The following is a 22,760-nucleotide window of genomic DNA, read 5'->3' as shown; positions in this document are numbered from 1 at the left end:
CTGCTTTCGCCGAAGAAAAGGCGGCCATGAAAGGCCGCCTTATCAGGGGTTCACGCAGCAGAAAGCTGCGGCTTTATTCGACCGCCGGCACCCGCTTAAGATAGGCCGCTACGGCTTTGGAATCCTCAACCGGCAGGCGTGCAAAGTTCGCCACCACATGTGCCATATGGCCGCCAACCGAGTCGTAATCCGGCGTAAAGCCGCTTTGCATGTAATAGGCAATTTCATCTTCGGACCAGCTCAGCTTGGCTGGGGTGATATTCGGCACCCGCGCCACGCCAGTCGGGTCTGAAGCGTCCTCGGCCCCCGCCAACCAACGGCTGCGGTCCATTCCACCAAGCGCATTGCGGGGGGTGTGGCATTCACCGCAATGCCCCATTGCCTCAACAAGATAGCGGCCGCGATCCTCGGTCGGGGTCAGATTGCCCGCAACCGCCCAGTCGTTACTCAAGAACAGCAGCTTCCATCCGCCAAGCGCCATGCGGATGTTGAAGGGAAAGCCAATCTCATGTGGCTGGCTGGGGGTGGGATCGGCGGGCAGGCTTTGCAGATAGACATGCAAATCCGCCACATCTTGCAAGGCCAACTTGGCATATGAGGCATAGGGCAGGGCCGGATAAAGATGCTCGCCCCCGCGCGACACACCGCGTGTCAGCGCATTGGCCAGATCCAACGCGCTCCAATCGCCAATGCCATGCGCTTTGTCTTGGCTGATGTTGGGCGCAAGGAAAGTGCCAAAGGGCGAGGCAAAACGCTGCCCACCCGCCAACACCAGCTCATCACTGTCCGAGGCGCCGGGCGCGGTATGGCAAGAGGCGCAGCCCGTTGCGTGGAACACCGCCTCACCACGGGTCGCATCGCCTGTCAGCCCGGCCATCGCCGAGGCGTCTAAGGGGGCGGGCAAGGTCCACCAGTAAAGGCCCGCCGCAGAAATACCGCAGAGAATCATAAAGTTACGTAGCAATCGCATGGTGGCTCCCTTTCGCTGCGCTTAGGATAGCGGATCGCTCCGCTGCTGTCTGCGCCAAGCTCACCTCATGCGCGGCGATTGGGCGGCGCGACGGTTTTAGGGACGCAACCGCGCGGGCGTCAGCGCCTCGGGCCAGCCGAAGAACCATTCAAAGCCCGCCACCGCCAGACAAAGCGCCAAGATTGCCCCGTAAAATACAACCTGTCGCGCCGAGGGCGGATTCTGTGCCCAACGCTTGGCCTTCATCAGCCAGCGCGGGTTCATGCCTCGGCGTCGGGGAAGCGCACCTTGCCGATAAAGGGCAGGTTGCGATTGCGCTGTGCGTAATCAATGCCATAGCCGACGACGAATTCATCGGGGATGTCAAAGCCGGTCCATGTCGCCTTGATCGGCACCTCGCGGCGCGAGGGTTTGTCAAGCAAAGCGCAGATCTCCAAACGCCGCGGCTCACGCGAGAGGAGAAGGTTTTTCACATGGTGCAAGGTGAAGCCGGTGTCGACGATGTCTTCCACCACCAGCACATCGCGGCCCGCGATCTCGCCGCGCAAATCCTTCAGGATGCGGACCTCGCGGCTCGATTGCATGCCGTCGCCGTAGGAGCTGGCCTCAAGGAAGTCGACCTCGACCGGCAGATCGATCTCGCGCACCAGATCGGCGATGAAGACGAAAGAGCCGCGCAAGAGCCCGACCACCACCAGTTTCTCGGAATCTTGGTAATGCGCCGTGATCTCGCGCGCCAAGGCCTCGACCCGGGCCGCGATGGATTTGGCGCTGATCATCTGGTCGATCACATAACGCGGCGGGGTATCGGTCATCCTGCACCTCAATTGGTTCGCGCTCCTTCCTTGCGCCATCAGCGCCACAATGCAAGCCTCGCGCAGCGTTATCCGGCACAGGCGCTTGAACTTCGCAGTCACGCAGGCCAAATCAGCAGGGAAGCCGGAAAGACCAAAATGCCCACCCATCACGAAAAACGCCGTCTGCCTTACACCGCTGCCCAGATCTATGATCTGGTCGCCGATGTCGCCCGCTACCCCGAGTTTCTGCCTTGGAACTCGGCCGCGCGCATCCGTTCGCGCCTGCCGGTTGAGGGCGGTGAGGTGATGGAGGCTGATCTGGTGATCAGCTTCAAGGTCTTCCGCGAGCGCTTTGCCAGCCGAGTGACGCTTTTGCCGGGCGAGGGGAAAATCCTCACCGAGTATTTGGATGGCCCGTTCAAATACATGCGCTCGACCTGGAGCTTCCGGGATTTGCCCGAGACAGAGGGCGGCGGCTCTGAGGTCGAGTTCTTCGTCGATTTCGAATTCCGCAATGCGATCCTGCAAGGCATCATCGGCCTTGTCTTCAACGAGGCGATGCAGCGCATCGTGCGCGCCTTTGAGACCCGCGCCGCCACGCTTTACGGCGCGAAATAGGTTATTTTGAAGAAGCGGGGGCGCTTCGCCCCCCACGGCCCTGCTATGCAGGGCCTCCCCCCGAGGATATTTAAGTTCTGAAAGAGGGGATTTCTTTCAGAATAAAAATATCCCCGCCGGAGGCATCCGACCGAAGTTCAAGGTGGCTCAGGCGGTCAGGGCGCGCTGCAAAAGCTGCAAAGCGTGTTGCGTGGCCGCAAGGCGCACCTCCGCGCGGCCAAGCGGGCCGAAGTCGATCGTTTCGACCTGAGTCTGGCCTCCAAGGCTGAGGCCAAAGCAGACCCGGCCTTCGGGTTTATATTCACTTCCGCCGGGGCCGGCGATGCCGGTGGTGGCGACCGTGAGTTCAGCAAGCGAATTGCGCTGCGCGCCGGACGCCATCTCAGCCGCAACAGCTTCAGAGACCGCGCCATGGGCGGCGAGGGTGGCGGGTAGGACGCCCAGCACAGCCTCTTTGGCGGCGTTGGAATAGGTGACAAAGCCGCGATCGAACACATCCGATGAGCCTGCCACATCCGTCAGCGCCGCCGCGACCATCCCGCCGGTGCAGCTTTCCGCCGTGGCAATCCGCAGACCGCGCGCGCGGGCCAAGGCGAGCACCTCACGGGCCAGCGCCTCGGCGATCATGCGAAAAGCACCACATGGTAGAGTGCTGCGAGAAGGATCGAGCCGATCCCCGCGAAAAGCCCAGCCCAAAGGTCATCAAGCATCACCCCCGCCGCATCGCCGCGCCGATCTGCCCGGCCGACGAGCCAAGGTTTCCAGATGTCGAAAAGCCGGAACAGCAGGAAGGGCGCCACCCAACCCGGCCAAGCGCCGGAGAAAAAGCCCATCTCCACGCCGCGCATCATCAGTGGGATCACGGGGAAGCTCATCGCCAGCCACAGCCCCGCGACCTCATCGATCACCACCTCGGAGGGGTCCGACGAGGCGCTGCTTTGCAAGTAAAGCGGCACCGCCCAGAAGCCCAAAATCGTCGCAAGCACCGCGCCCAGAGGCACCAGCCAGCCCGCGCCGCATTGATAGGCCAAAACGCCCAAGACGGCGGCGGCGAGCGAGCCCCAAGTGCCGGGGGCCGGGCGCAGATGGCCGATGTAGAAAAAGGTCGCGATGGCCCGGTTCATGCTTTCACCAAAGCGCAGGTGGCGATGCTGGCGATGCCCTCTTCGCGGCCCGTGAAGCCCAGACGCTCGGAGGTGGTGGCCTTAACGCTGACACGGCTGGTCTCGACCCCCATGATCCGGGCAAGCTCGGCCGCCATATTCAGCGCATGCGGGCCGATCTTGGGATATTCGCAAACCAAGGTCACATCGCAATTGGCCAGCTGATAGCCCTTCTCCCGCGCCAAGGCGATCGCATGGGCCAAGAAGATATGGCTCGCAGCGCCTTTCCATTGCGGGTCCGAGGGGGGGAAATGGCGGCCGATATCGCCTTCGGCCAGCGCGCCATAAATCGCGTCGGTCAAAGCGTGCATGCCAACATCAGCATCGGAATGTCCCAGCAAGCCTTTCGAATGAGGGATCTTTACCCCGCAAAGCCAGAGGTGATCGCCCTCACAAAAGGCATGCACATCATAGCCATTCCCCACGCGCAGATCCATCTTGCGACCCTTCAGCAAAGCCTCTCCCTTGGCGAAATCGCCGGGGTAGGTGAGTTTCATATTCTCCTCGTCGCCCTCGACAATGGCAACGTCAAGCCCTGCGGCGCGGGCAACCTCGACATCGTCCAAGGCGCCACCGGGATGGGCGCGATGCGCGGCCAAGATCTCGGGGAAGCGGAAGCCTTGCGGGGTTTGCGCGCGGTAAAGCCCGGCGCGGTCTTGGGTGCCCTGCACAAGTCCAGCCTCGCCGCGCCACAGTGCGTCCGAGACCACCAAGGCAGGGGCGGCGGCAGGGTGATGATCGAGTGCCGCGATCACACGGGTGATCACCGCTTGCGACACGAAGGGGCGGGCGCCGTCATGGATGAGGACGCGGTCCACTTGTGAGCCTTCCAGCGCGGCCAAGGCGTTGAGCACGCTTTGCGCCCGCGTCTCGCCGCCATGGACCAAGGTTAGCTCGGGGAAAAGCGCTGCGGCACGCACGCGGTCCTCGGGGTGGATCACCAGCACGATCTGCATGGCGCCAAACTGCGCAACCGTATGTTCCAGCACAGATTTTCCGGCAAGGCTTTGCCATTGCTTGGGCAAATCGCCCCCGGCGCGGCTGCCGCGTCCGGCGGCGACGATGATGACGGCCGTGCTCATGGCGCCTCCTTTGATCGGTGTTGCCTTCCTAGGCCAAGCCGTGCCCGCTTTCAACGCGCCGCTTATTTCAGCGCCATCGCCTAATATTTGTGCATCTGCCGCAAATCGCGCATAACCGACCCTACGGCAAGCGCCGGGCCGCTTTCATCTAAATCTAAGCCCGCGCTATTCGATTTGGTAACGCACAAGGAAACGGCATTTGTCCTTTACGATTGGCCCCCTCACCGCAAGCCCTCCCGTCTTTCTCGCTCCACTGGCGGGAATCACCGATCTTCCCTACCGCCGCTTGGTGGGGCGTTTCGGCGCCGGGCTGGTGGTCAGTGAGATGGTCGCCTCGGATGAGGTTTTGCGCGCCAAGCCCGAGGCCCGCGCGCGGGCAGAGCTGGGGTTTGAAGACCAAGCCACCTCGGTGCAACTTGCGGGCCGGGATCCGGCATTGATGGCCGAGGCCGCCAAATGGTGCGAAGGCCAGGGCGCGCAGCTGATTGATATCAATATGGGCTGCCCGTCGAAACGGGTGACAACCGGGCTTTGCGGCTCAGCCCTGTTGCGCGATCTCGATCTGGCGCTGGAGCTGATTGAGGCCGTGGTCGGGGCGGTCAAAGTTCCCGTCACGCTGAAGACCCGGCTGGGCTGGGATGACAGCTTGCACAACGCGCCCGAACTTGCGCGCCGCGCCGAAGGGGCGGGGGTGCAAATGGTGGTGATCCATGGCCGCACCCGTTGCCAGTTCTACAAGGGCCATGCCGATTGGCGCGCGATCCGCGCGGTGAAAGAGGCGGTGCGCATTCCGGTGATCGCCAATGGCGATATCACCGATGGAGGCTCGGCCCGCGCGGCTTTGGACCATTCCGGCGCCGATGGGGTGATGGTCGGGCGCGGGGCGCAGGGCGCGCCTTGGCGGTTGGCCGAGATCGCCCATGCACTGCACGGCGCGCCTGCGCCACGGATCCCCGAAGGCCGGGCGCGAGCCGAGATGATCGTTGAGCATTATGAGGCCATCCTTGGCTTTTACGGCCGCGATCTGGGCCTGCGCTGCGCGCGCAAGCACCTTGGCTGGCATCTGGAAGAGGCCGGACTGCCGCAGGCCCGCGACGCGATCCTGACCTCGACCGACCCTGATGAGGTGATCCGCCTGCTGAACCGCGCCTTCGACGAGATGGAGTCTGCTGCATGAGCGGCTACCGCGCGCCCTATCCGGTGCCCGGGGTGATCTGGGCCTCGCTGCCGCTGCCCTCGCTGCTGATTGGGCCGGATGACGCGATCCTTGAGGTCAACCCCGAGGCCGAGACCTTTCTCAACGCCTCAAGCCGCAGTCTGGCGGGGCATCCGGCCTTTGATCGGCTTTCCATAGACGCGCCGATGCAAGAGGTGCTGGCACGGGCGCGGGCCAATCAATCTGGCCTGAATATCAATGATGTGGATGTGACGGGGGGCGACCGCCCCCCCGTGCAATGCAACATCCATGTGGCGCCCTTGCAAGACAACCCCGAGGTGATCTTGCTGATCCTGTCGCCGCGCGAGCTGGCCGACCGGCTGGGCCGCTCGATGGGCGTCAAATCGGCGGCGAAATCGGCGATCGGCATGGCCGAGATGCTGGCACATGAGATCAAAAACCCGCTCGCGGGCATCTCGGGTGCGGCACAGCTTTTGTCGATGGGTCTGACGCCTGAAGATCAAGAGCTGACCGATCTGATCGTGGAAGAGACCCGCCGCATCGTCAAACTGCTGGAGCAGGTTGAGCAATTCGGCAATCTGCGCCCGCCCGAGCGGCGCGCGGTTAATATCCACGACGCCTTGGACCGCGCCCGTAAATCGGCGCAGGTGGGGTTCGCCTCGCAAATGACCATCATCGAAAGCTATGACCCGTCATTGCCGCCGACTTGGGTCGATCCGGATCAGTTGATGCAGGTGTTCTTGAACCTCATCAAGAATGCCGCAGAAGCGGCGGGCAGGGGCGGCGGCACCATCCGGCTGCGCACCTTTTACGACCTGAGCCTGCGGGTGCGGGGCAAGGACGGCAAACAAGCTGCTTTGCCGCTGAACGTGGAAATCATCGATGACGGCCCCGGCATTCCGCCCGATATCGCGGGCGAGATTTTCGAACCCTTCGTTTCGGGGCGCGAGAATGGCACCGGGCTCGGCCTCGCGCTGGTGTCGAAAATCATCTCGGACCATGACGGTTGGATCACGGTGGATTCCGTCCCCGGCCGCACGGTCTTTCGCCTCTCCCTGCCTATGGCACCCAAGGAAAAACGCAAGGATCTCTAGACCATGGACGGAACCGTTCTTGTCGCAGATGACGACCGCACCATCCGCACCGTGCTGACCCAAGCGCTGACCCGGGCGGGCTGCAAGGTGCATGCCACCTCAAGCCTGATGACCCTGATGCGTTGGGTGGAAGAGGGCAAAGGCGATCTGGTGATCTCGGATGTGATCATGCCAGACGGCAATGGTCTGGATGCTTTGCCGCGGATTGCGCGGATGCGGCCGGGCCTGCCGGTGATCGTGATCTCGGCGCAAAACACCATCATGACCGCCATTCAGGCGGCCGAGGCCGAGGCCTTTGACTATCTGCCGAAACCCTTCGATCTGCCCGATCTGATGAAACGCTCGGCCCGCGCGCTAGAGCAAAAGCGCCGCCAGCCCAAGGTTGAGCCGCCCGTGCGTGCCCCGACCGAGGAGCTGCCTTTGGTCGGTCGCACCCCGGCGATGCAGGCGCTTTACCGGCTGGTGGCACGGGTGATGAACGCCGATCTTCCGGTGCTGATCACTGGCGAATCCGGCACCGGCAAAAGCCTGATCGCCCGCGCGATCCATGATTTCTCTGACCGCAGAACTTTGCCTTTCGCGATCGCGCAGGCCTCTGATCTCGCTGGGGTTGACGGTCCGTCTTCGCTTTTGGCCAAAGCGCGCGGTGGCTCGATCGTCTTCGACGAGGTCTCAGATTTCGACGAGGACACCCAAGCCCGCGTGGTGCGGCTCTTGGACCTGCAACTGGACCACGCGCCGCGCATCATGGCCACGAGCCAGATCGATCTGACGGCGCGGCTGCAAAGCGGCCAGTTCCGGCAGGATCTTTATTACCGGCTCAGTGGCGTGGCACTGCATGTGCCCGCCTTGCGCGAGCGGGTGGACGACATCCCGCTCTTGGCCGAGCATTTCCTGGGACGCGGCGGGCGGGATCTGGGCACGCTGCGGCGTCTGTCCGAGCCGGCTGCCGACTATATTCGCACCCATCCCTGGCCCGGCAATGTGCGCCAACTTGAAAACACCCTGCGCCGCCTTTTGGTCACCAGCTCCGAATCAGAGATTTCGCGTGCCGAGTTGGAGCAAGCCCTAGGCTCACAACCGGTGGGTGAGCCTTTGAAGGGCGGTGGCGATCATGAAAAGCTCTCGTCTTCCGTGATGCGCCACATGAAGCGCTATTTCGATCTACACAACGGGCAGCTGCCGCCCGCAGGGGTTTACCAGCGGATTTTGCGCGAAGTTGAGATGCCATTGATCGAAATTGCGCTGGATGCGACTGCCGGAAATCAGGCCAAATGTGCCGATCTTTTGGGGATCAACCGCAATACCTTGCGCAAGAAGATCACCGACCTCGATATCCGGGTGACACGGCGCCGCAAGTTGATGTAAAACTGCAACATCAAGCGTTGCGCCGGAGCCTAGCCGGCCGCGCCACCAGATGTTGTGAGTGATGACGCCGTTCAATCGCGCTCTGCGCCGGGACACTTGGACCAGACTGACGCGCCTGCGCCGGATCCGCCGCGTGCAGACCGCGATGACGCTTGGCTTGGTCTTCCTTGGGCCAGTCTTGGTCGTACTGACTTTCCTGACCTTGGGTCCGCTTAATCAAAGCAGCAGCTCACCGACCCTGCGGCTGATCTTGCTCACCGATTTCGTTTATGTGCTGGTCGTGGCCGCCTTGGTGCTGTCGCGGATCGCGCGGATGATCGCGGATCGGCGCAGCCGCTCGGCCGGATCACGGCTGCACCTTCGGCTCACCGGCGTTTTTGCTGGCATGGCCTTGGTGCCAACCGTGCTTGTCGCGGTCTTTGCCATGCTCACGGTTAATCTGGGCCTTGAGGGCTGGTTCTCGGACCGTGTGCGCTCGGTCGTTGGGACATCGCTGGCGGCGGCTCAGGCCTATGAGGGCGAGCAGCGGGAGGATCTTGAGAATGACGCCGTCCGGCTGGCAGCCTTCTTAAATCTTGAGCGGCAAAAGAGCCGCGCTTTGCCAGATGACGTGCTGCGCACGATGCTGGCGCGGGGCCAAGAGCTGATCCAGCGCGGGCTGAAAGAAGCCTATCTGATCGATGGCACCGGGGCTTTGCAGTTGCGGGGCGAACGCTCTTACCTCTTCGGTTTTGAGCCGGTGCCGCTGAACACATTGCGCTACGCCCGCGAAGAGGGCCCCCAGCTGATAGAAGACTGGTCGAACAATGAGTTCCGGGCCGTTGTTCATCTAGATTCATTCCCCGATCGCTACCTCTATGTCAGCCGTGAGGTCGATGGCTCGATCCTGTCGCTCTTGGATGAGACCCAAGAGACGGTGAAAGTCTACAACCAACTTGAGGCCGACCGCGGCAGCATCTTGTTCAATTTCGGCCTTATTTATCTGGGCTTTGCGCTGATCTTGATCTTAGCGGCGATCTGGCTGGGCCTTTGGTTCGCCGAGCGGTTGGCACGACCGGTCGGGCGGCTTGCTGGCGCTGCGCAAATGGTGGGTGGCGGCGATCTTAACGTGCGCGTGCAAGAAGAGGACGGCGACGATGAGATTGCGATGCTGGGGCGTCTCTTCAATCAGATGACGCATCAGTTGAAGGGTCAACGCGAGGCATTGGTGGAGAACCACCGGCAGACCGAGCAACGGCGGCGGCTTTTTGACTCGGTGCTGAGCAACGTCACTGCGGGCGTGATGGGCCTTGACCCCGAAGGGAACGTCGATTTTCTAAACCGCGCTGCGATGCGGATTTTGGATCTGCCCGAAGGACAGGATCTGCCGCTTGATAAGGCTGTTCCAGAATTTTCATTACTGTTCGAGCGCTTGCGCGACGAAGCTGTCAATGCAGTGCAAGAAGAAGTCCGCCTGACACGGCGGGGCAAATTGGAAAGTCTGTTGGTCCGCATGTCGATCCGGCGGAGTGAAGGCCAGCGGCTTGAAGGCTATGTGGTGGCCTTCGACGACGTGACCGATTTGGTCACCGCGCAACGTATGGCGGCTTGGGGCGATGTGGCCCGGCGCATCGCGCATGAGATCAAGAACCCACTGACCCCGATCGCACTCTCGGCCGAACGGTTGAAGCGCAAGTTCCGCGGGCAGGTTCAACAACCCGAAGAGCTGGAGCAGCTCACGGACGTTATTGTCCGTCAAACCAACGACTTGCGCCGCATTGTTGATGAATTCTCTAAATTCGCACGCATGCCCGAACCCGACCGCAAAGAGACCGATCTGGTGCAAATCTTGCGCGACGCTGTCACGCTTCAAGTTGCAGGCCAACCGCAGGTACAGATTTCGACCGAACTTCCAGAGATGCCTTTGCTCTTGGATCTTGATGCAGGGATGATCAGCCAAGCGCTCACAAACCTCATTAAGAATGCCGGGGAAGCTACCGAAAGTTATAGAGAAAAGGGACCGGCTGAGAGCTACCAAGCGCAAATCCAGATCAGCCTAACCATCGAAGAGGGCGATGGCGTGATCCGGATCATGGACAATGGCACCGGCCTGCCCGAGGACCGCAGCCGGCTCTTTGAGCCCTATGTGACGACACGCGAAAAGGGCACCGGCCTGGGCCTGCCCATTGTTAAGAAGATCATTGAAGACCACGGTGGGCAGCTGGCGCTGCTGGATGCCCCCGTTTTTGCTGGTAATTCCCATTCCGGTGCGATGGCTGAGGTGCGCCTGCCGCGGCTGGCCAAACGTCGAATGGGCAGAAACATCGGGCCGCAAGGCAGCGGCCAGGAGGGGCAGATATGAGCATTCTGATCGTCGACGACGAGAAGGACATTCGTGAGCTGATCGGAGACATTCTGAAGGACGAAGGCTATCCCGTTCGTCTCGCAGGGAATTCCGATGATTGCATGGCCGAGATCAACGCCGAGCCTCCGCATCTGATGATCCTTGATATCTGGCTGAAAGACAGCCGGATGGACGGGATCGACATTCTCAAAACGGTGAAGCGGGACAATCCCGATATCCCGATCATCATCATCTCGGGTCACGGCAATATCGAAATCGCCGTCGCGGCGATCAAGCAGGGCGCTTACGACTTTATCGAAAAACCCTTTAATATCGATCAGTTGATGGTCGTTGTGAGCAGGGCGATGGAGACGAGCCGCCTGCGGCGCGAGAACCAAGAGCTGCGCCGCAAGGATGTGACCACATCTGAAATGATTGGTTCAAGTCCGGCCTTCAAGGCATTGAAATCACAGCTTGAAAAGGTCACGAAGTCCAACGGCCGGGTCATGCTGACCGGCGCGCCCGGCTCGGGCAAAGAACTTGCGGCGCGCTTCATCCATGCCAATTCGGCCCGTGCTGCGGCGCCTTTCATCTCGGTCTCCAGCGCTGCGGTGGAACCCGATCGGATGGAGGAGGTGCTTTTTGGCCGCGAGACGCCCGAGCGTGGCGTTGAGCCAGGCCTTTTGGAGCAGGCGCATGGCGGTGTGATCTATTTCGACGAGGTCGGCGATATGCCTTCGGGCACGCAATCGAAGATCCTGCGCGTGCTGACTGAGCAGCAATTTACCCGCGCCGGCGGCACCGATAAGGTGCGCGTTGATCTGCGCGTGATCTCATCAACCACCCGCGATCTGCCCGCCGAGATCCGCGCCGGGCGCTTCCGCCAAGAGCTCTACGACCGGCTGAACGTGGTGCCGATCCAAGTGCCGCCGCTTTCCGAGCGGCGCGAGGATATCCCTGAACTCACCCGCTCATTCATCGAATGGTTCCACCGCACTCAGGGTTTGCCGGCCCGCAGCCTCAGCCAAGAAGCCGAGGCGATGCTGCAAACCATGCCCTGGCCCGGCAACATCCGCCAATTGCGCAATGTGATTGAACGGGTGCTGATCCTTGGTGAGGGCGGCGGCCAGATCGAAGCGAAAGAGCTTCCGGGGATGGAAAGCGGCGGTGAAGCCCGGTCGGAAAGCATGTTCTTGGGCGGCACCATCGCCACCTTGCCACTGCGCGAAGCGCGCGAGATGTTTGAGCGTGAATATCTGCTGACCCAGATCAACCGCTTCGGCGGCAATATCAGCCGCACCGCGAATTTCGTCGGCATGGAGCGCTCGGCGTTGCATCGCAAACTGAAATCTCTCGGTGTGGTGACGGGGCTAAAATCCGGCCTGCGTGCGGGCGGAGATGAGGATGATGAGGGCGAGGGCGAAGCTTGACACGCGCCCAGTCAAAGGGCGCCGGCTTGACCCAAGGCGGGGCTTCTGCCAAGCCAAAGTGCAAGTTTGAGACCCAAGGAACAGGCGCGTTATGAAAGTCATCATCTGCGGCGCCGGGCAGGTTGGCTGGCAAATTGCCCGCCATCTTGCCGGCGAGAAGAACGATGTCACCATCGTTGATACCAATGCAGACTTGGTGCGCCGCGCGACAGAATCTTTGGATGTTCAAGGGGTTGTGGGTTTCGCCTCACATCCGGACGTGCTGGCACGGGCCGGCGCGCGCGATGCAGATATGATCATCGCCGCGACCTATTCCGACGAAGTGAATATGATCTGCTGCCAGATCGCCTCGGCCGCCTTTGACGTGACCCGCAAAATCGCGCGGATCCGGGCGCAAGAATACCTCGAGACCGCTTATTCGGATGTTTATAACTTCGACCGGCTGGCGATTGATGTGGTGATCAGCCCCGAGCGCGAGGTGGCCGAGGCCGCTTTGCAAAGGCTTGCTGCGCCCTCGACCTTTGACACCGAGATTTTCATGAACGGCCGGGCGCAGCTTTTGGGCATTCAGCTTGCCGAAGATTGCCCGGTGTTGAACACGCCTTTGCGTCAGCTCAATGAGCTCTTCCCCAGCCTGCGCGCCATCGTGGTGGGTATCCGGCGCGAGGGGCGGCTTTTCGCCCCCGATCCCGGCGATCAGCTTTTGCCCGATGACCAGATTTATCTCTTTACCCATTCCGAGGATATGGGCCGCAGTCTTGAGATCTTTGGTAAGAAGAACCACAAACAAGAGCGTGTTGTGATCATTGGCGGCGGCAATGTCGGGCTGATGGTGGCCCGTGCGCTGGAAACAAGGACCGAGCGTAGCCGCGCGAAGATCATCGAAAAGAACCGCCAAGTGGCTGAACGCGCGGCGGATGCGCTGGAACGCACCATCGTGCTATACGGCGATGGTATGGATATGGACCTGCTGATGGAGGCGGCGATTGACCGCGCCGATGCGGTTTTGGCCGTCACCGATGATGATAAGACCAACCTGCTTGTGGCGGTGCGCGCCAAACAGGCCGGTTGCCGCCTTTCCATCGCCTTGGTCAATGACCCGACGCTGGCGCCTTTGATGGCGCCCTTGGACATTGACGCCTATATCAACCCGCGCGCCACCACGGTGTCTTCGATCCTGCGCCACATCCGACATGGCCGGGTGCGCAATGTCTATTCGATCGGGGATGCCGAGGCCGAGCTGATTGAGGCGCAGGTGATGTCGACCTCGCCGCTCTCGGGGCGGCTCGTGCGCGAGATCAACTTCCCCGAAGGCGTGCTCGTGGGCGCGGTGATGAAGGGCGAGCGGGTTATGAAGCCGACCGGAGATCTGCGGATCGAGGCGGGGGATGTGGTGGCGCTGTTTGCCATGGCCAAAGACGTGCCCGAGGTGGAACGCCTCCTGCAGGTCTCGATTGATTTCTTCTAGATGATGCGCCGCTTGCTGCAGCTGCCGCTGATTGTCCTTTTGCTGGGGATCACGGCGCTGGCCAATTGGGTGCCGGCTTTACATGCAGCGATGCTGAAGGATGCGCCGACCGCGCAGGCGTTTTTCTACGCCGGTTTGCTGCTGCTCGTTCTGAGCGTGATGCTCGGTCTGGCCACCGCCTCTTGGCAACCACGCAATCTGGCACGCAGCCATTTGGCCACCTTGGCCGGGGCCTATCTTGTGCTGCCCGTCGTCATGGCGCTGCCGTTTTTGCAAATCCTGCCCGACACCAGCTTCACCAATGCTTGGTTTGAGATGCTGTCCTCCTTCACCACGACCGGGGCCACCGGCTATGCCCCCGATCGTTTGCCCGAATCGCTGCATCTGTGGCGGGCGATAGCGGGCTGGATGGGTGGTTTTTTCATCCTGCTTGCAGCCTACGCCATCTTAGCGCCGCTCAACCTTGGCGGCACCGAGGTGATTTCGGGCCGCTTGCCCGACCGTGGCACCTCGGGCGCGCCTTACACCCGGATTTATGATCCGTCAGATCGGATTGCGCGCCATGTTGGGCAGATCTTCCCGGTTTATGCCGGGCTGACTTTGGCACTTTGGCTGGGCCTTTATCTGGCTGGAGAGACGGCGCTGACCGCTTTGGTCCATGCGATGGGCACGCTTTCCACCTCGGGGATTTCAGCCGCAGGCGGGCCGGAGAGCAATCCGGCGTTGCTGTTGGATGAGGCGCTGATTTTGGGCTTCATGGTCTTTGCCATAACCCGCCGCGCCGTGCCTTTCGTCGGGCTCATCGACCGCAGCCAACCGCTGCACCGCGATCCAGAGTTGCGCACCGCGCTTTTGCTCACCAGCGCAGTGCCGCTGGTGCTGTTGCTGCATCACGCGCTTGTTGCAGCTGCAGCCCCGGATGAGATCAGCATGATCGCGGGTATCGCTGCGACGTTCTGGGGCGCGCTTTTCACCGCTGTCTCGTTCCTGACCACCACGGGTTATGAAAGCGCGCATTGGGGCCAAGCGCAGGCTTGGTCGGGGCTGCAAGCGCCGGGGATGATGCTTCTGGGTCTGTCAATCCTTGGCGGCGGCATCGCCACCACTGCCGGCGGCGTCAAGCTGTTGCGCGTCTATGCGCTTTTGCGCCACGGTGAGCGCGAGTTAGAGCGGCTCATCCACCCTTCATCCATCGGCGGCAGCGGGCCTTCCGCGCGCAAGCTGCGCGGTGAGGGCGCCTATATGGCTTGGGTCTTCTTCATGCTTTTTGCCATGTCGATCGCCGCCGTGGTGCTGGCCTTGTCGATGGCTGGGATCGACTTTCAGTCGGGGCTGGTTCTGGCGATTGCCGCACTTACGACAACGGGGCAATTGGCCGATGTGGCGCAAATCCAACCGATCGCCTACGGCCCACTTTCCCCGACGGTGAAGCTGATCTTGGGTGTCGCGATGATCATCGGGCGGCTTGAGACGCTGGCTCTGATCGCGCTTTTCGCGCCGCAAGGTTGGCGGCGCTGATGCGCTTTCCAAGCAACGCTCCGCAAGCTGTTGCGAAAATGCCCGATTTTGTATCTGGAATATCCCACGCACCCATACCATACTCGCTTCCGCCTGTGCCACGTGGATCAGAGTGGTAGGGGATGCATATGGTTGAACAGACTCGCGGACAAACGCGAGCCAAAGGCAAGGCAAAATAAGAATGGCTGCTGATAAGCAAAACCTGCAAGACGCATTTCTGAACCATGTGCGCAAAGCCAAAGTCCCGGTCACGATCTTTCTGATCAATGGCGTGAAGCTGCAGGGCGTGATCACTTGGTTTGACAATTTCTGCGTCCTGCTGCGTCGGGATGGCCAGTCGCAACTGGTCTATAAGCATGCAATCTCGACGATCATGCCGGGCGCACCGATCAACCTTTACGAAGGCGAAGACTGATCTCACCGATGGGTTCAGGCATGGATGAAGACGAACCCGCCGGCGATCTGCCGCGCGGCAAAGCGCGACATGTGGGCGGCCATGACACGGCAGAGCAGCTGACGCGCGCCATCGTCTTACACCCCGACACCAAGGCGCGGCAAACCCGGCGTTTGCCCGAGCATGGCTTGGCTGAAGCCGTCAGCTTGGCGGGAGCCTTACCGGGGCTGAATGTTGTCTGGGCCGAGGTGGTGCGACTGCCAAAGGCCCAACCCGGCACGCTTTTCGGCTCAGGCAAACTGGCCGAGATGAGCGCACGGATCAAAGCCGATGAGATTGATCTGGTGCTGGTGGACGGTGTCGTCTCGCCTGTGCAGCAGCGCAATCTGGAGAAGGAATGGGGGGTCAAACTGCTTGACCGCACCAGCCTGATTTTGGAGATTTTCGCCGATCGCGCCCGCACCCGTGAGGGTGTTTTGCAGGTCGAACTGGCGGCTTTGAGCTACCAGCGCTCGCGTCTGGTGCGGGCTTGGACCCACCTTGAGCGGCAGCGCGGTGGCTTTGGTTTCGTCGGCGGCCCGGGTGAGACCCAGATCGAATCCGACCGCCGCGCCATTGATGACCAAGTGGTCAAGCTGAAGCGTCAGCTCGAGCAAGTGGTCAAAACGCGAGAGCTGCACCGCGCCTCGCGCGCCAAGGTGCCGTTCCCGATTGTGGCTTTGGTTGGCTATACCAACGCTGGAAAATCTACGCTTTTCAATCGCTTGACCGGGGCGGATGTGCTGGCCAAAGACATGCTCTTTGCCACATTGGACCCCACGATGCGCGGCGTGACTTTGCCCTCGGGACAAAAGGTCATTCTCTCGGACACCGTGGGTTTCATCTCGGATCTGCCGACCCAGCTGGTCGCGGCTTTCCGGGCGACGCTGGAAGAAGTGCTGAGCGCCGATCTCATCTTGCATGTCCGCGACATCTCGCACCCTGAGACGGGCGAGCAGGCGGCGGATGTGGCCGAGATCCTGTCCTCGCTGGGCGTCGCGGCCGAGACGCCGCAGTTTGAGGTCTGGAACAAGCTTGATCTCGTTGATCCCGCCGCGCGTGAGGCACTGCTTGCCCAAGCTGCACAGCGCCGGGGCGTCTATGCGCTTTCGGCTTTGACCGGTGAAGGTTTGGACACGCTGCTAGCCGCTGTGGGCAAGGCCTTGGACGAAGAGCGCAGCACGGCCGTCTTGCAGCTGCCCTTCAGCGAAGGCCGTCGCCGCGCTTGGTTGCATGAGCGGGGGCTGATCACGGAAGAGCGCGAAGGTGATGAGGCTTGGTCCGTCACCGTGCGCTGGACCGCAAGACAAGAAGCCCGCTACCGCGCCTTGTAAGCCGCTCAAAATAAAAGAAAAACGGGGCCCATTCGGCCCCGCTTTTTTATCTCATGGTGCAGGCGTCAGCTGCATCACCCCAACCGCCGCCGCCCGTGCCAGCTCATCATCCAGCGACATCGGGATATATTCGCCGCGCCGCCAGAGTTCCCCAAGATCATCATAATGCCGGCTGAGCGGATGGCCCGATTGTCCGGTTGCCGAGATGAAGACCGAGCTGTCGGGGTCGGCGAAGTCATAGACTCCGCGATAGCCCGCGCCATGCACATTGAGATAGGGGTTGGCCCCCGATCCTGCGGTTTTGCCGCGCATCAACGTGTCATCGCCACCACTGGTGGATTGGCGGATGTTTACGAACCATTTGAGGAACGGCACCTCGCCCAAGACGGCATGGTCATGCGTGGCCTGATGCGCATCGCCCCAGCGCCAGCTTTCGATATTGGGGCCATAGGTCTCGGTCAGTCGCAAGAGCGCCTCATCCAAAGCATCGCGGGCCACATCGGTGCAGGTCTCGACCGCCGCGGATTGGATCACATCGCACCACGCCGCCGCACCATCGGTGTTGCGATAGACGCGCTCGATGAAAACCGGCTCGGGATGGGTGAATTTATCGGCCATCGGGCCCAGCTCATCACGGATCAGCCGGTCTTGCACCGCGCGGATCCAAGCGGTGGCGATCAGCGGCTCGGGCAGATGCTCATTCATCTCGCCGTTCCATTCCGCCAAAAGGCTAAGTGCGCGCTGGCGCAGGCTTTCCGGAGTGCCCTCGGGCGCGGGCGTGCCCGTGTACCACAGATCGGCCCCAATCAGCGGCAGCAAAAGACGCGCGGTGGGGTCAACGGTGTCGAGCTGCGCCTCGATAAAACTCTCGCGGGTGTGGACGGCTCGCGTCTCCATCAGCGTCAGCCAGCGGCGGATGCGTTGGGTGTCGCCCCAAGTGAAGCTGAGGTGCTCGGGGAAGGCGCGGTCGATGGTCTTGTTGTTGGTATTGCCCAAGATTCCCATCTCGGGGTTCACGAAACGCGGATTGGTTTCATAGGGATAGACGCCTTTGAACCCGACCGCCTCCATCCAACCCGGCGCAGGCAGGCGGCCTTGGCTGGGGTGTGCGGCATCGCGGATCGGCATGGCGCCGATCACCTGCAGGGCGATGCCATCCGGCCCCGCCAACATCAGGTTTTGCGCAGGCGCGATATGCAGCTTGCCGCCCTCAATCGCTTCGGCCACGCTTTGCGCGCCCATCACCCGCATTGCCGCCGTCATCGAAGTGTCGGCGCCGGACAGCGCCGTCCAGCTGAGCGCCGCGACATGGCCGGGGGGCGTGATGGCGGCAAGGTTGAAATGCGTGCCGGGCAGCACCGGCCCGTTGCGCGACCAGCGCAGGGTCAGGCTGATCGGCGGCGCGTCTTTGACCCGAACGATGGTCTGGCGGCCCTCAAACTTAGCCCAACTGCCGTCCGGCAAAGCATATTCTTCCGGATTGGCGGGGTTCAGCTTTTCGATCACCACATCTTGGTCATCAAGATAGGCCGTGGTCAGCCCCCAGCCGATCAGATCCGAGCGCCCGACAAGCACCGCTGGCACACCCGGAATGGTGCCGCCGATGATGCTGCCCGAGGTCAGCTGCAACCGCGCCAGATACCAGATCGTCGGGGCCGAGAAGCCCAAATGCGGATCGCTGGCCAAAAGCGCGCCACCGGCGGCCGAGCGCCGCGCCTCGGCGGCCCAAGCGTTGGACGCTCCCGCCATGCCGATCTGCGGCACCGGATCAAAGGGCAAAGCGGCGGTTTTCACCGGCATCGCGGGCAGGATGCCGGGGACGAGGTCAGAGTATTTCGGCAAGGCGGCGATGCCGGGATTTTTATCCTCGGGCAACACGTCCAACAACCGCTCCGGTGGCAGCAGCAAGGAGAGCTGTCCCCGCAAAACCTCGGTGCTGGCGTGGCTTGTCATCTGCAAAGCCATAAGCTTCAGGATAGCGATGGAATCCGCCGGAGCCCAAGCCGAGATCTCATTGGAAAAGAACCAAAATTCCGGCGCGCCACGTCCGCGCGCGCCCGCATTCACTTCACCGATCCAAGCGTTCACCCCGTCGGAATAGGCCTGCAAAGCATTCAGCGTCTGCGCGTCCTGCGCCTTCACCGATTGCAGCGCCAAGGGGTAAAGATCCAAGCGTCGCATCAACTCATCCACCGGCAGGGTGCGCTCACCGAAAAGCTCGGACAGACGGCCTTGGGCGGTGCGGCGCAGCATGGTCATCTGCCAAAGCCGATCCTGCGCATGGGCAAAACCAAGCGCGAAATAGACGTCATGGTCGCTCTGGCCAAAAATATGCGGCACCGAGTCATTGTTGCGCACGATCTCAACCGGGCCGTCGAGGCCTTTGAGCGTGAAATCCTCGGCGTAATCCACCAAGGACCGCGACAGGAACCAATAGAGCAACAGCCCTGCAAGCAGCGCAAAGGCCAGAATGCCGATAACGATGCGCAGGAGCCAGCGGAACAGAGTGAACATCGGGACTTCCGGGGCCATGCTTGACGATGGGAACGCGATCGGTTCCTAGTCCATACGACGAAACAGAGCAATCACGACAGAACAATCGTGAGCGGTGAATGACGTTTAGGGCAGGGGTCTGATGATGGCGAAATTGGCGTTCCTTGGGTTGGGGGTGATGGGGTTCCCGATGGCGGGGCATCTGGCGGCCAAGGGCCATCAGGTGGTGGTCTGGAACCGCACTGCGGCGAAGGCCGAGGCTTGGGTGGCCAAGCATGGCGGTAGGCCCGCTGCGACAGCGCGGGAGGCGGCTGAGGGTGCCGATTTTGTGATGGCTTGCGTGGGCAATGATGATGACCTGCGGCAGGTCTGCCTTGGCCCGGATGGGGCCTTTGCGGGCATGGCGAAGGGTGCGATCTTTGTCGATCACACCACGGTCTCGGCCGCCGTCACGCGCGAGCTGCATGGCATTGCGGCGGGCCAAGGCATTGGTTTCGTTGATGCTCCGGTCTCGGGCGGGCAGGCGGGCGCCGAGAATGGCGTGCTTTCCATCATGTGCGGCGGCTCCGACACGGATTATGCGGCGGCAGAGCCGGTGATGGCGGCTTTCGCGCGGGTTTGCCGGCTTTTGGGTGAAAGTGGCGCCGGGCAATTGGCCAAGATGATGAACCAGATCTGCATTGCCGGGCTGATGCAGGGGCTGTCGGAGGCGATGGCTTTTGGCCAAAAGGCCGGGTTGGATGGCGAGAAAGTGGTCGAGGTGATCAGCCAAGGTGCGGCAGGCTCGTGGCAAATGGCCAATCGCCACAAGACCATGCTGGCCGATCAGTTTGATTTCGGCTTTGCGGTCGATTGGATGCGCAAGGATCTGGCGATCTGCCTTGCCACCGCGGATGAGATCGGTGCGCGGTTGCCGGTGACGGCTTTGGTCGATCAATTCTACAAGGATGTGCAGCTGATGGGCGGCGGGCGCAACGATACTTCCAGCCTGATCCGGCGGTTGAAATGAGAAATGGGAGCCGATTGGCTCCCATTTTTTATTCCGTTCTGCCAAATACTTACGGGATGATCCGGGTGTATTTGACGCCCGCGAGCGATGCGCCTGCGATCAGGCCTTGCTGGCCGAAGACGAAGGGGACCACCGGGTCAATCTCGGTCGTGGCTTTGCCGATGGTGGCGCCTTCCTCGGGTGTTGCATAGCGCAGGTCGGCGCTCGCAGCCCAGCCTTGGGCCCGGCGGAATTCTTCCAGTGCCTGCGGGGTCATGAAGAAAAGCGCATGGGCATATTGCTGCGCGCCAATTTGCAAACCGATCGAGGCTTTGCCGGCGGAATAATAATCCACCGTAACCCCTTGAATACGCAGGGCGCCACGGCCGAACGCGCCACCATAGATCAGCCCGGCTTCGGTCATCAGCGGCATGTAAAGCACACCCGCCGCGCGCGAGGCGAGGTCCCGCGTGCCGGGGTAACGGCCAAAGAGATAATTTTGCGTCGCATCCACCCGCGCATCGATCTGCGCGGCGCCGTTCGAGCCTACTCCATTGCCGCAAGCCGCCAAAAGCGAGGTCGCCCCAAGCCCAAGGATCACGCTGCGCCGCGTTGGGAAATTTTGCATCTTATCAGCCCTTTGCGCCTCAATTACCGGGATCTGAAGTCCCGTTCACACAACAGCCTAGCGGTAATCCGCCCATCTGTCACCCGGTGATGCCAGAGAGGCGTTCTGCCCGGCGATTGCCCGCCGGGAAAGAGCTGCCCCGATGCTGGTTTACCGAAAATTAACCCCGGAGCAGCCGCGCGGCCTCGGGGGCGAAATAGGTCAGGATGCCGTCGCAGCCTGCGCGTTTGAAGGCCAAAAGGCTTTCCATCATGGCTTTTTCGCCGTCAATCCAACCGTTTAGCGCGGCACCCTTGATCATCGCGTACTCGCCGCTGACCTGATAGGCATAGGTCGGCGCGCCAAATTGGTCTTTCACCCGCCGACAGATGTCGAGATAGGGCATGCCGGGTTTGACCATGACCATATCGGCGCCTTCGGAGAGGTCGCGCTCTACCAAACGTAGCGCCTCATCCGAATTGGCGGGGTTCATTTGGTAGGTTTTCTTGTCGCCCTTCAGCGCGCCAGACGCGCCAACGGCGTCGCGGAAGGGGCCGTAGAAGGCCGAGGCATATTTGGCTGAATAAGACATGATTGCCACGTCCTTATGGCCTGCCGTCTCAAGCGCGGAACGGATCGCGCCGATGCGGCCATCCATCATATCCGAAGGGCCAAGGATATCGGCGCCAGCTTCGGCCTGACGCAGGGCCATGCGCACCAAAGCCTCGACGGTTTCGTCGTTCAAGATTACGCCATCGCGCACGATGCCGTCATGGCCATTGGCGTTGTAAGGGTCCAAGGCAACATCGGTCATCACGGCAATCTCAGGCACCGCCGCCTTGATCGCGCGGATGGCGCGGTTGGCTAAGTTGTCGGGATTCCACGCTTCTTCGCAGGCTTCGGTCTTCAGCGCGGGATCGGTATAGGGGAAGATACAGATCGCCGGAATGCCAAGATCGGCCGCCATGCGCGCGGCCTTTACCGCCAGATCAATGCTGAGACGCTTGACGCCGGGCATTGAGTGAATTGGCTCTTCAACCCCTTCACCATCGCGCACAAAGATCGGCCAAATGAGATCGCCCACCGACAGGACATTCTCTTGCGCCAAGGCCCGGAGGGCCGCACTGCGGCGCAGACGGCGAAAACGCATGGCGGGGTAATCGGCGATACGGGGGCGCATGAAATTCTCCGGTGGCAACGTCTGGATGACGTATGGCTTAGGTATGGCTTTAGTATGGTTTGCGTCATGTCGTAGGTCTTAGGCAAGACCACGCGACAAAGAGGGCTTGCGGCTTTGCTTTCTGCCTGCCATGGAAAGACCCGCACCTCAAGCTGGCGCTTCGACGCAGGCTTTGGCGAAAGGATGGCGCGTGGATTTCTACCGCACCCTGTCAGAAGTGATCGACATGCGATCCTTCTCGAACCTTTGGTACTGGATCGCGCTGGCGGTGCTGTGGTCCTCGAGCAGCCATTGGGTGCTTGGCGTCCCCTTCGATATGATCCAGCGCGCGCGCCGATTGGGGGGGCAGACTGAGATGGATCTTGAGGCGCTGGTCGCGATCAACACCCGCCGCTTCCTTGGCATCTCGCGCACGGCAGCGGTGCCGATCTTTGTGGTACTGTCGTTTATGCTCAGCTGCCTTTTGCTGCTGGCGATCTGGTATAGGATGGAATTTGCGCAGGCGGTTTTGTTCTTGCTGGTGCCGATGATCTTCATCGGCTGGCTCAGCTTGCGGAGTGCCTTGAAGATTGAGGGCGGTGAGACCAGCGGCCCCGCGCTTTATCGCCGGTTGCTCATCCATCGCCGCTTGGTCCAAGTGGTGGGACTTGTTTCTATCTTCATCACCTCCATGTTCGGTATGTATCAAAACATGAACCTCTCCATTCTGAATTGACT

The 22,760-nt window shown here is 61.5% G+C and carries 21 protein-coding genes; 12 read left to right on the top strand and 9 right to left on the bottom strand.

Features of this window, described 5'->3' with window-relative positions:
- Positions 1–73: 73 nt before the first annotated feature.
- The 3 genes from Q9295_RS03620 to hpt form a co-directional block, all read right to left on the bottom strand.
- On the bottom strand, positions 74–970 hold the full coding sequence (locus Q9295_RS03620; RefSeq protein ID WP_306679141.1) for a c-type cytochrome: 897 nt from the start codon (positions 968–970) through the stop codon (positions 74–76).
- A 96-nt stretch (positions 971–1,066) separates the two neighbouring features.
- Positions 1,067–1,234: a hypothetical protein gene (locus Q9295_RS03615; protein WP_306679140.1), complete on the bottom strand. Its 168-nt coding sequence runs from the start codon at positions 1,232–1,234 to the stop codon at positions 1,067–1,069.
- Positions 1,231–1,785, bottom strand: a complete 555-nt coding sequence (hpt, locus tag Q9295_RS03610; RefSeq protein ID WP_306679139.1) for a hypoxanthine phosphoribosyltransferase — start codon at positions 1,783–1,785, stop codon at positions 1,231–1,233. The genes Q9295_RS03615 and hpt overlap by 4 nt, the downstream gene beginning before the upstream one ends.
- Before the next feature lie 138 nt (positions 1,786–1,923).
- Here hpt and Q9295_RS03605 point away from each other — a divergent pair, with 138 nt between their 5' ends.
- Complete coding sequence (locus Q9295_RS03605) at positions 1,924–2,385, top strand: type II toxin-antitoxin system RatA family toxin (RefSeq protein WP_306679138.1); 462 nt, start codon at positions 1,924–1,926, stop codon at positions 2,383–2,385.
- A gap of 147 nt (positions 2,386–2,532) precedes the next feature.
- Here the strand turns inward: Q9295_RS03605 and Q9295_RS03600 are convergent, their stop codons facing one another.
- The 3 genes from Q9295_RS03600 to Q9295_RS03590 are packed head-to-tail and all read right to left on the bottom strand — an operon-like array spanning position 2,533 to position 4,630.
- Entirely contained in the window at positions 2,533–3,012 is a 480-nt protein-coding gene (locus Q9295_RS03600) for a CinA family protein (protein WP_306679137.1), read from the bottom strand.
- Positions 3,009–3,509: a phosphatidylglycerophosphatase A family protein gene (locus tag Q9295_RS03595; RefSeq protein WP_306679136.1), complete on the bottom strand. Its 501-nt coding sequence runs from the start codon at positions 3,507–3,509 to the stop codon at positions 3,009–3,011. The genes Q9295_RS03600 and Q9295_RS03595 overlap by 4 nt, the downstream gene beginning before the upstream one ends.
- Positions 3,506–4,630, bottom strand: coding sequence for a bifunctional 2-C-methyl-D-erythritol 4-phosphate cytidylyltransferase/2-C-methyl-D-erythritol 2,4-cyclodiphosphate synthase (locus tag Q9295_RS03590; protein ID WP_306679135.1), 1,125 nt, complete (start codon positions 4,628–4,630; stop codon positions 3,506–3,508). Before Q9295_RS03590 ends, Q9295_RS03595 begins: the two co-directional genes overlap by 4 nt.
- A gap of 199 nt (positions 4,631–4,829) precedes the next feature.
- On the opposite strand from Q9295_RS03590, the gene dusB reads away from it, so the two are divergent.
- The 9 genes from dusB (at position 4,830) to hflX (ending at position 16,775) form a co-directional block, all read left to right on the top strand.
- Positions 4,830–5,807, top strand: coding sequence for a tRNA dihydrouridine synthase DusB (gene dusB, locus Q9295_RS03585; RefSeq protein WP_306679134.1), 978 nt, complete (start codon positions 4,830–4,832; stop codon positions 5,805–5,807).
- Positions 5,804–6,901: a two-component system sensor histidine kinase NtrB gene (locus Q9295_RS03580; RefSeq protein ID WP_306679133.1), complete on the top strand. Its 1,098-nt coding sequence runs from the start codon at positions 5,804–5,806 to the stop codon at positions 6,899–6,901. The genes dusB and Q9295_RS03580 overlap by 4 nt, the downstream gene beginning before the upstream one ends.
- Before the next feature lie 3 nt (positions 6,902–6,904).
- Positions 6,905–8,269, top strand: a complete 1,365-nt coding sequence (locus Q9295_RS03575; protein WP_306679132.1) for a response regulator — start codon at positions 6,905–6,907, stop codon at positions 8,267–8,269.
- A 61-nt stretch (positions 8,270–8,330) separates the two neighbouring features.
- Entirely contained in the window at positions 8,331–10,610 is a 2,280-nt protein-coding gene (locus tag Q9295_RS03570) for a sensor histidine kinase NtrY-like (protein WP_306679131.1), read from the top strand.
- The gene (gene ntrX / locus Q9295_RS03565) at positions 10,607–12,022 is read left to right on the top strand and encodes a nitrogen assimilation response regulator NtrX (protein ID WP_306679130.1); all 1,416 of its coding nucleotides are present in this window, start codon (positions 10,607–10,609) and stop codon (positions 12,020–12,022) included. The genes Q9295_RS03570 and ntrX overlap by 4 nt, the downstream gene beginning before the upstream one ends.
- Before the next feature lie 91 nt (positions 12,023–12,113).
- On the top strand, positions 12,114–13,490 hold the full coding sequence (trkA, locus tag Q9295_RS03560) for a Trk system potassium transporter TrkA (protein WP_306679129.1): 1,377 nt from the start codon (positions 12,114–12,116) through the stop codon (positions 13,488–13,490).
- Between the two features lie 3 nt (positions 13,491–13,493).
- On the top strand, positions 13,494–15,008 hold the full coding sequence (locus Q9295_RS03555; protein ID WP_306679344.1) for a TrkH family potassium uptake protein: 1,515 nt from the start codon (positions 13,494–13,496) through the stop codon (positions 15,006–15,008).
- A gap of 181 nt (positions 15,009–15,189) precedes the next feature.
- Positions 15,190–15,423 (top strand): RNA chaperone Hfq, encoded by a 234-nt coding sequence (gene hfq / locus Q9295_RS03550; protein ID WP_054303569.1) that lies wholly within the window; start codon positions 15,190–15,192, stop codon positions 15,421–15,423.
- A gap of 20 nt (positions 15,424–15,443) precedes the next feature.
- Positions 15,444–16,775, top strand: coding sequence for a GTPase HflX (hflX, locus tag Q9295_RS03545; RefSeq protein ID WP_306679128.1), 1,332 nt, complete (start codon positions 15,444–15,446; stop codon positions 16,773–16,775).
- Between the two features lie 51 nt (positions 16,776–16,826).
- Here the strand turns inward: hflX and Q9295_RS03540 are convergent, their stop codons facing one another.
- On the bottom strand, positions 16,827–19,289 hold the full coding sequence (locus tag Q9295_RS03540; protein WP_306679127.1) for a penicillin acylase family protein: 2,463 nt from the start codon (positions 19,287–19,289) through the stop codon (positions 16,827–16,829).
- Positions 19,290–19,413: 124 nt separating this feature from the next.
- On the opposite strand from Q9295_RS03540, the gene Q9295_RS03535 reads away from it, so the two are divergent.
- Positions 19,414–20,277 carry an NAD(P)-dependent oxidoreductase gene (locus Q9295_RS03535; protein ID WP_306679126.1) on the top strand — a complete coding sequence of 288 codons (864 nt, stop codon included), beginning with the start codon at positions 19,414–19,416 and terminating at the stop codon, positions 20,275–20,277.
- Positions 20,278–20,326: 49 nt separating this feature from the next.
- Here Q9295_RS03535 and Q9295_RS03530 read toward each other — a convergent pair whose 3' ends face one another.
- Positions 20,327–20,884 carry a lipid-binding SYLF domain-containing protein gene (locus Q9295_RS03530; protein WP_306679125.1) on the bottom strand — a complete coding sequence of 186 codons (558 nt, stop codon included), beginning with the start codon at positions 20,882–20,884 and terminating at the stop codon, positions 20,327–20,329.
- A gap of 160 nt (positions 20,885–21,044) precedes the next feature.
- The gene (hemB, locus tag Q9295_RS03525; RefSeq protein WP_306679124.1) at positions 21,045–22,043 is read right to left on the bottom strand and encodes a porphobilinogen synthase; all 999 of its coding nucleotides are present in this window, start codon (positions 22,041–22,043) and stop codon (positions 21,045–21,047) included.
- A 190-nt stretch (positions 22,044–22,233) separates the two neighbouring features.
- On the opposite strand from hemB, the gene Q9295_RS03520 reads away from it, so the two are divergent.
- Positions 22,234–22,758, top strand: a complete 525-nt coding sequence (locus tag Q9295_RS03520; protein ID WP_306679123.1) for a component of SufBCD complex — start codon at positions 22,234–22,236, stop codon at positions 22,756–22,758.
- Positions 22,759–22,760 lie beyond the last annotated feature (2 nt).

Source organism: Pseudogemmobacter lacusdianii (assembly GCF_030848395.1).
Taxonomy (GTDB): Bacteria; Pseudomonadota; Alphaproteobacteria; order Rhodobacterales; family Rhodobacteraceae; genus Pseudogemmobacter; species Pseudogemmobacter lacusdianii.
Note: the sequence above shows the minus strand (reverse complement) of the source record. Positions and strands in the feature narration are given on the sequence as shown.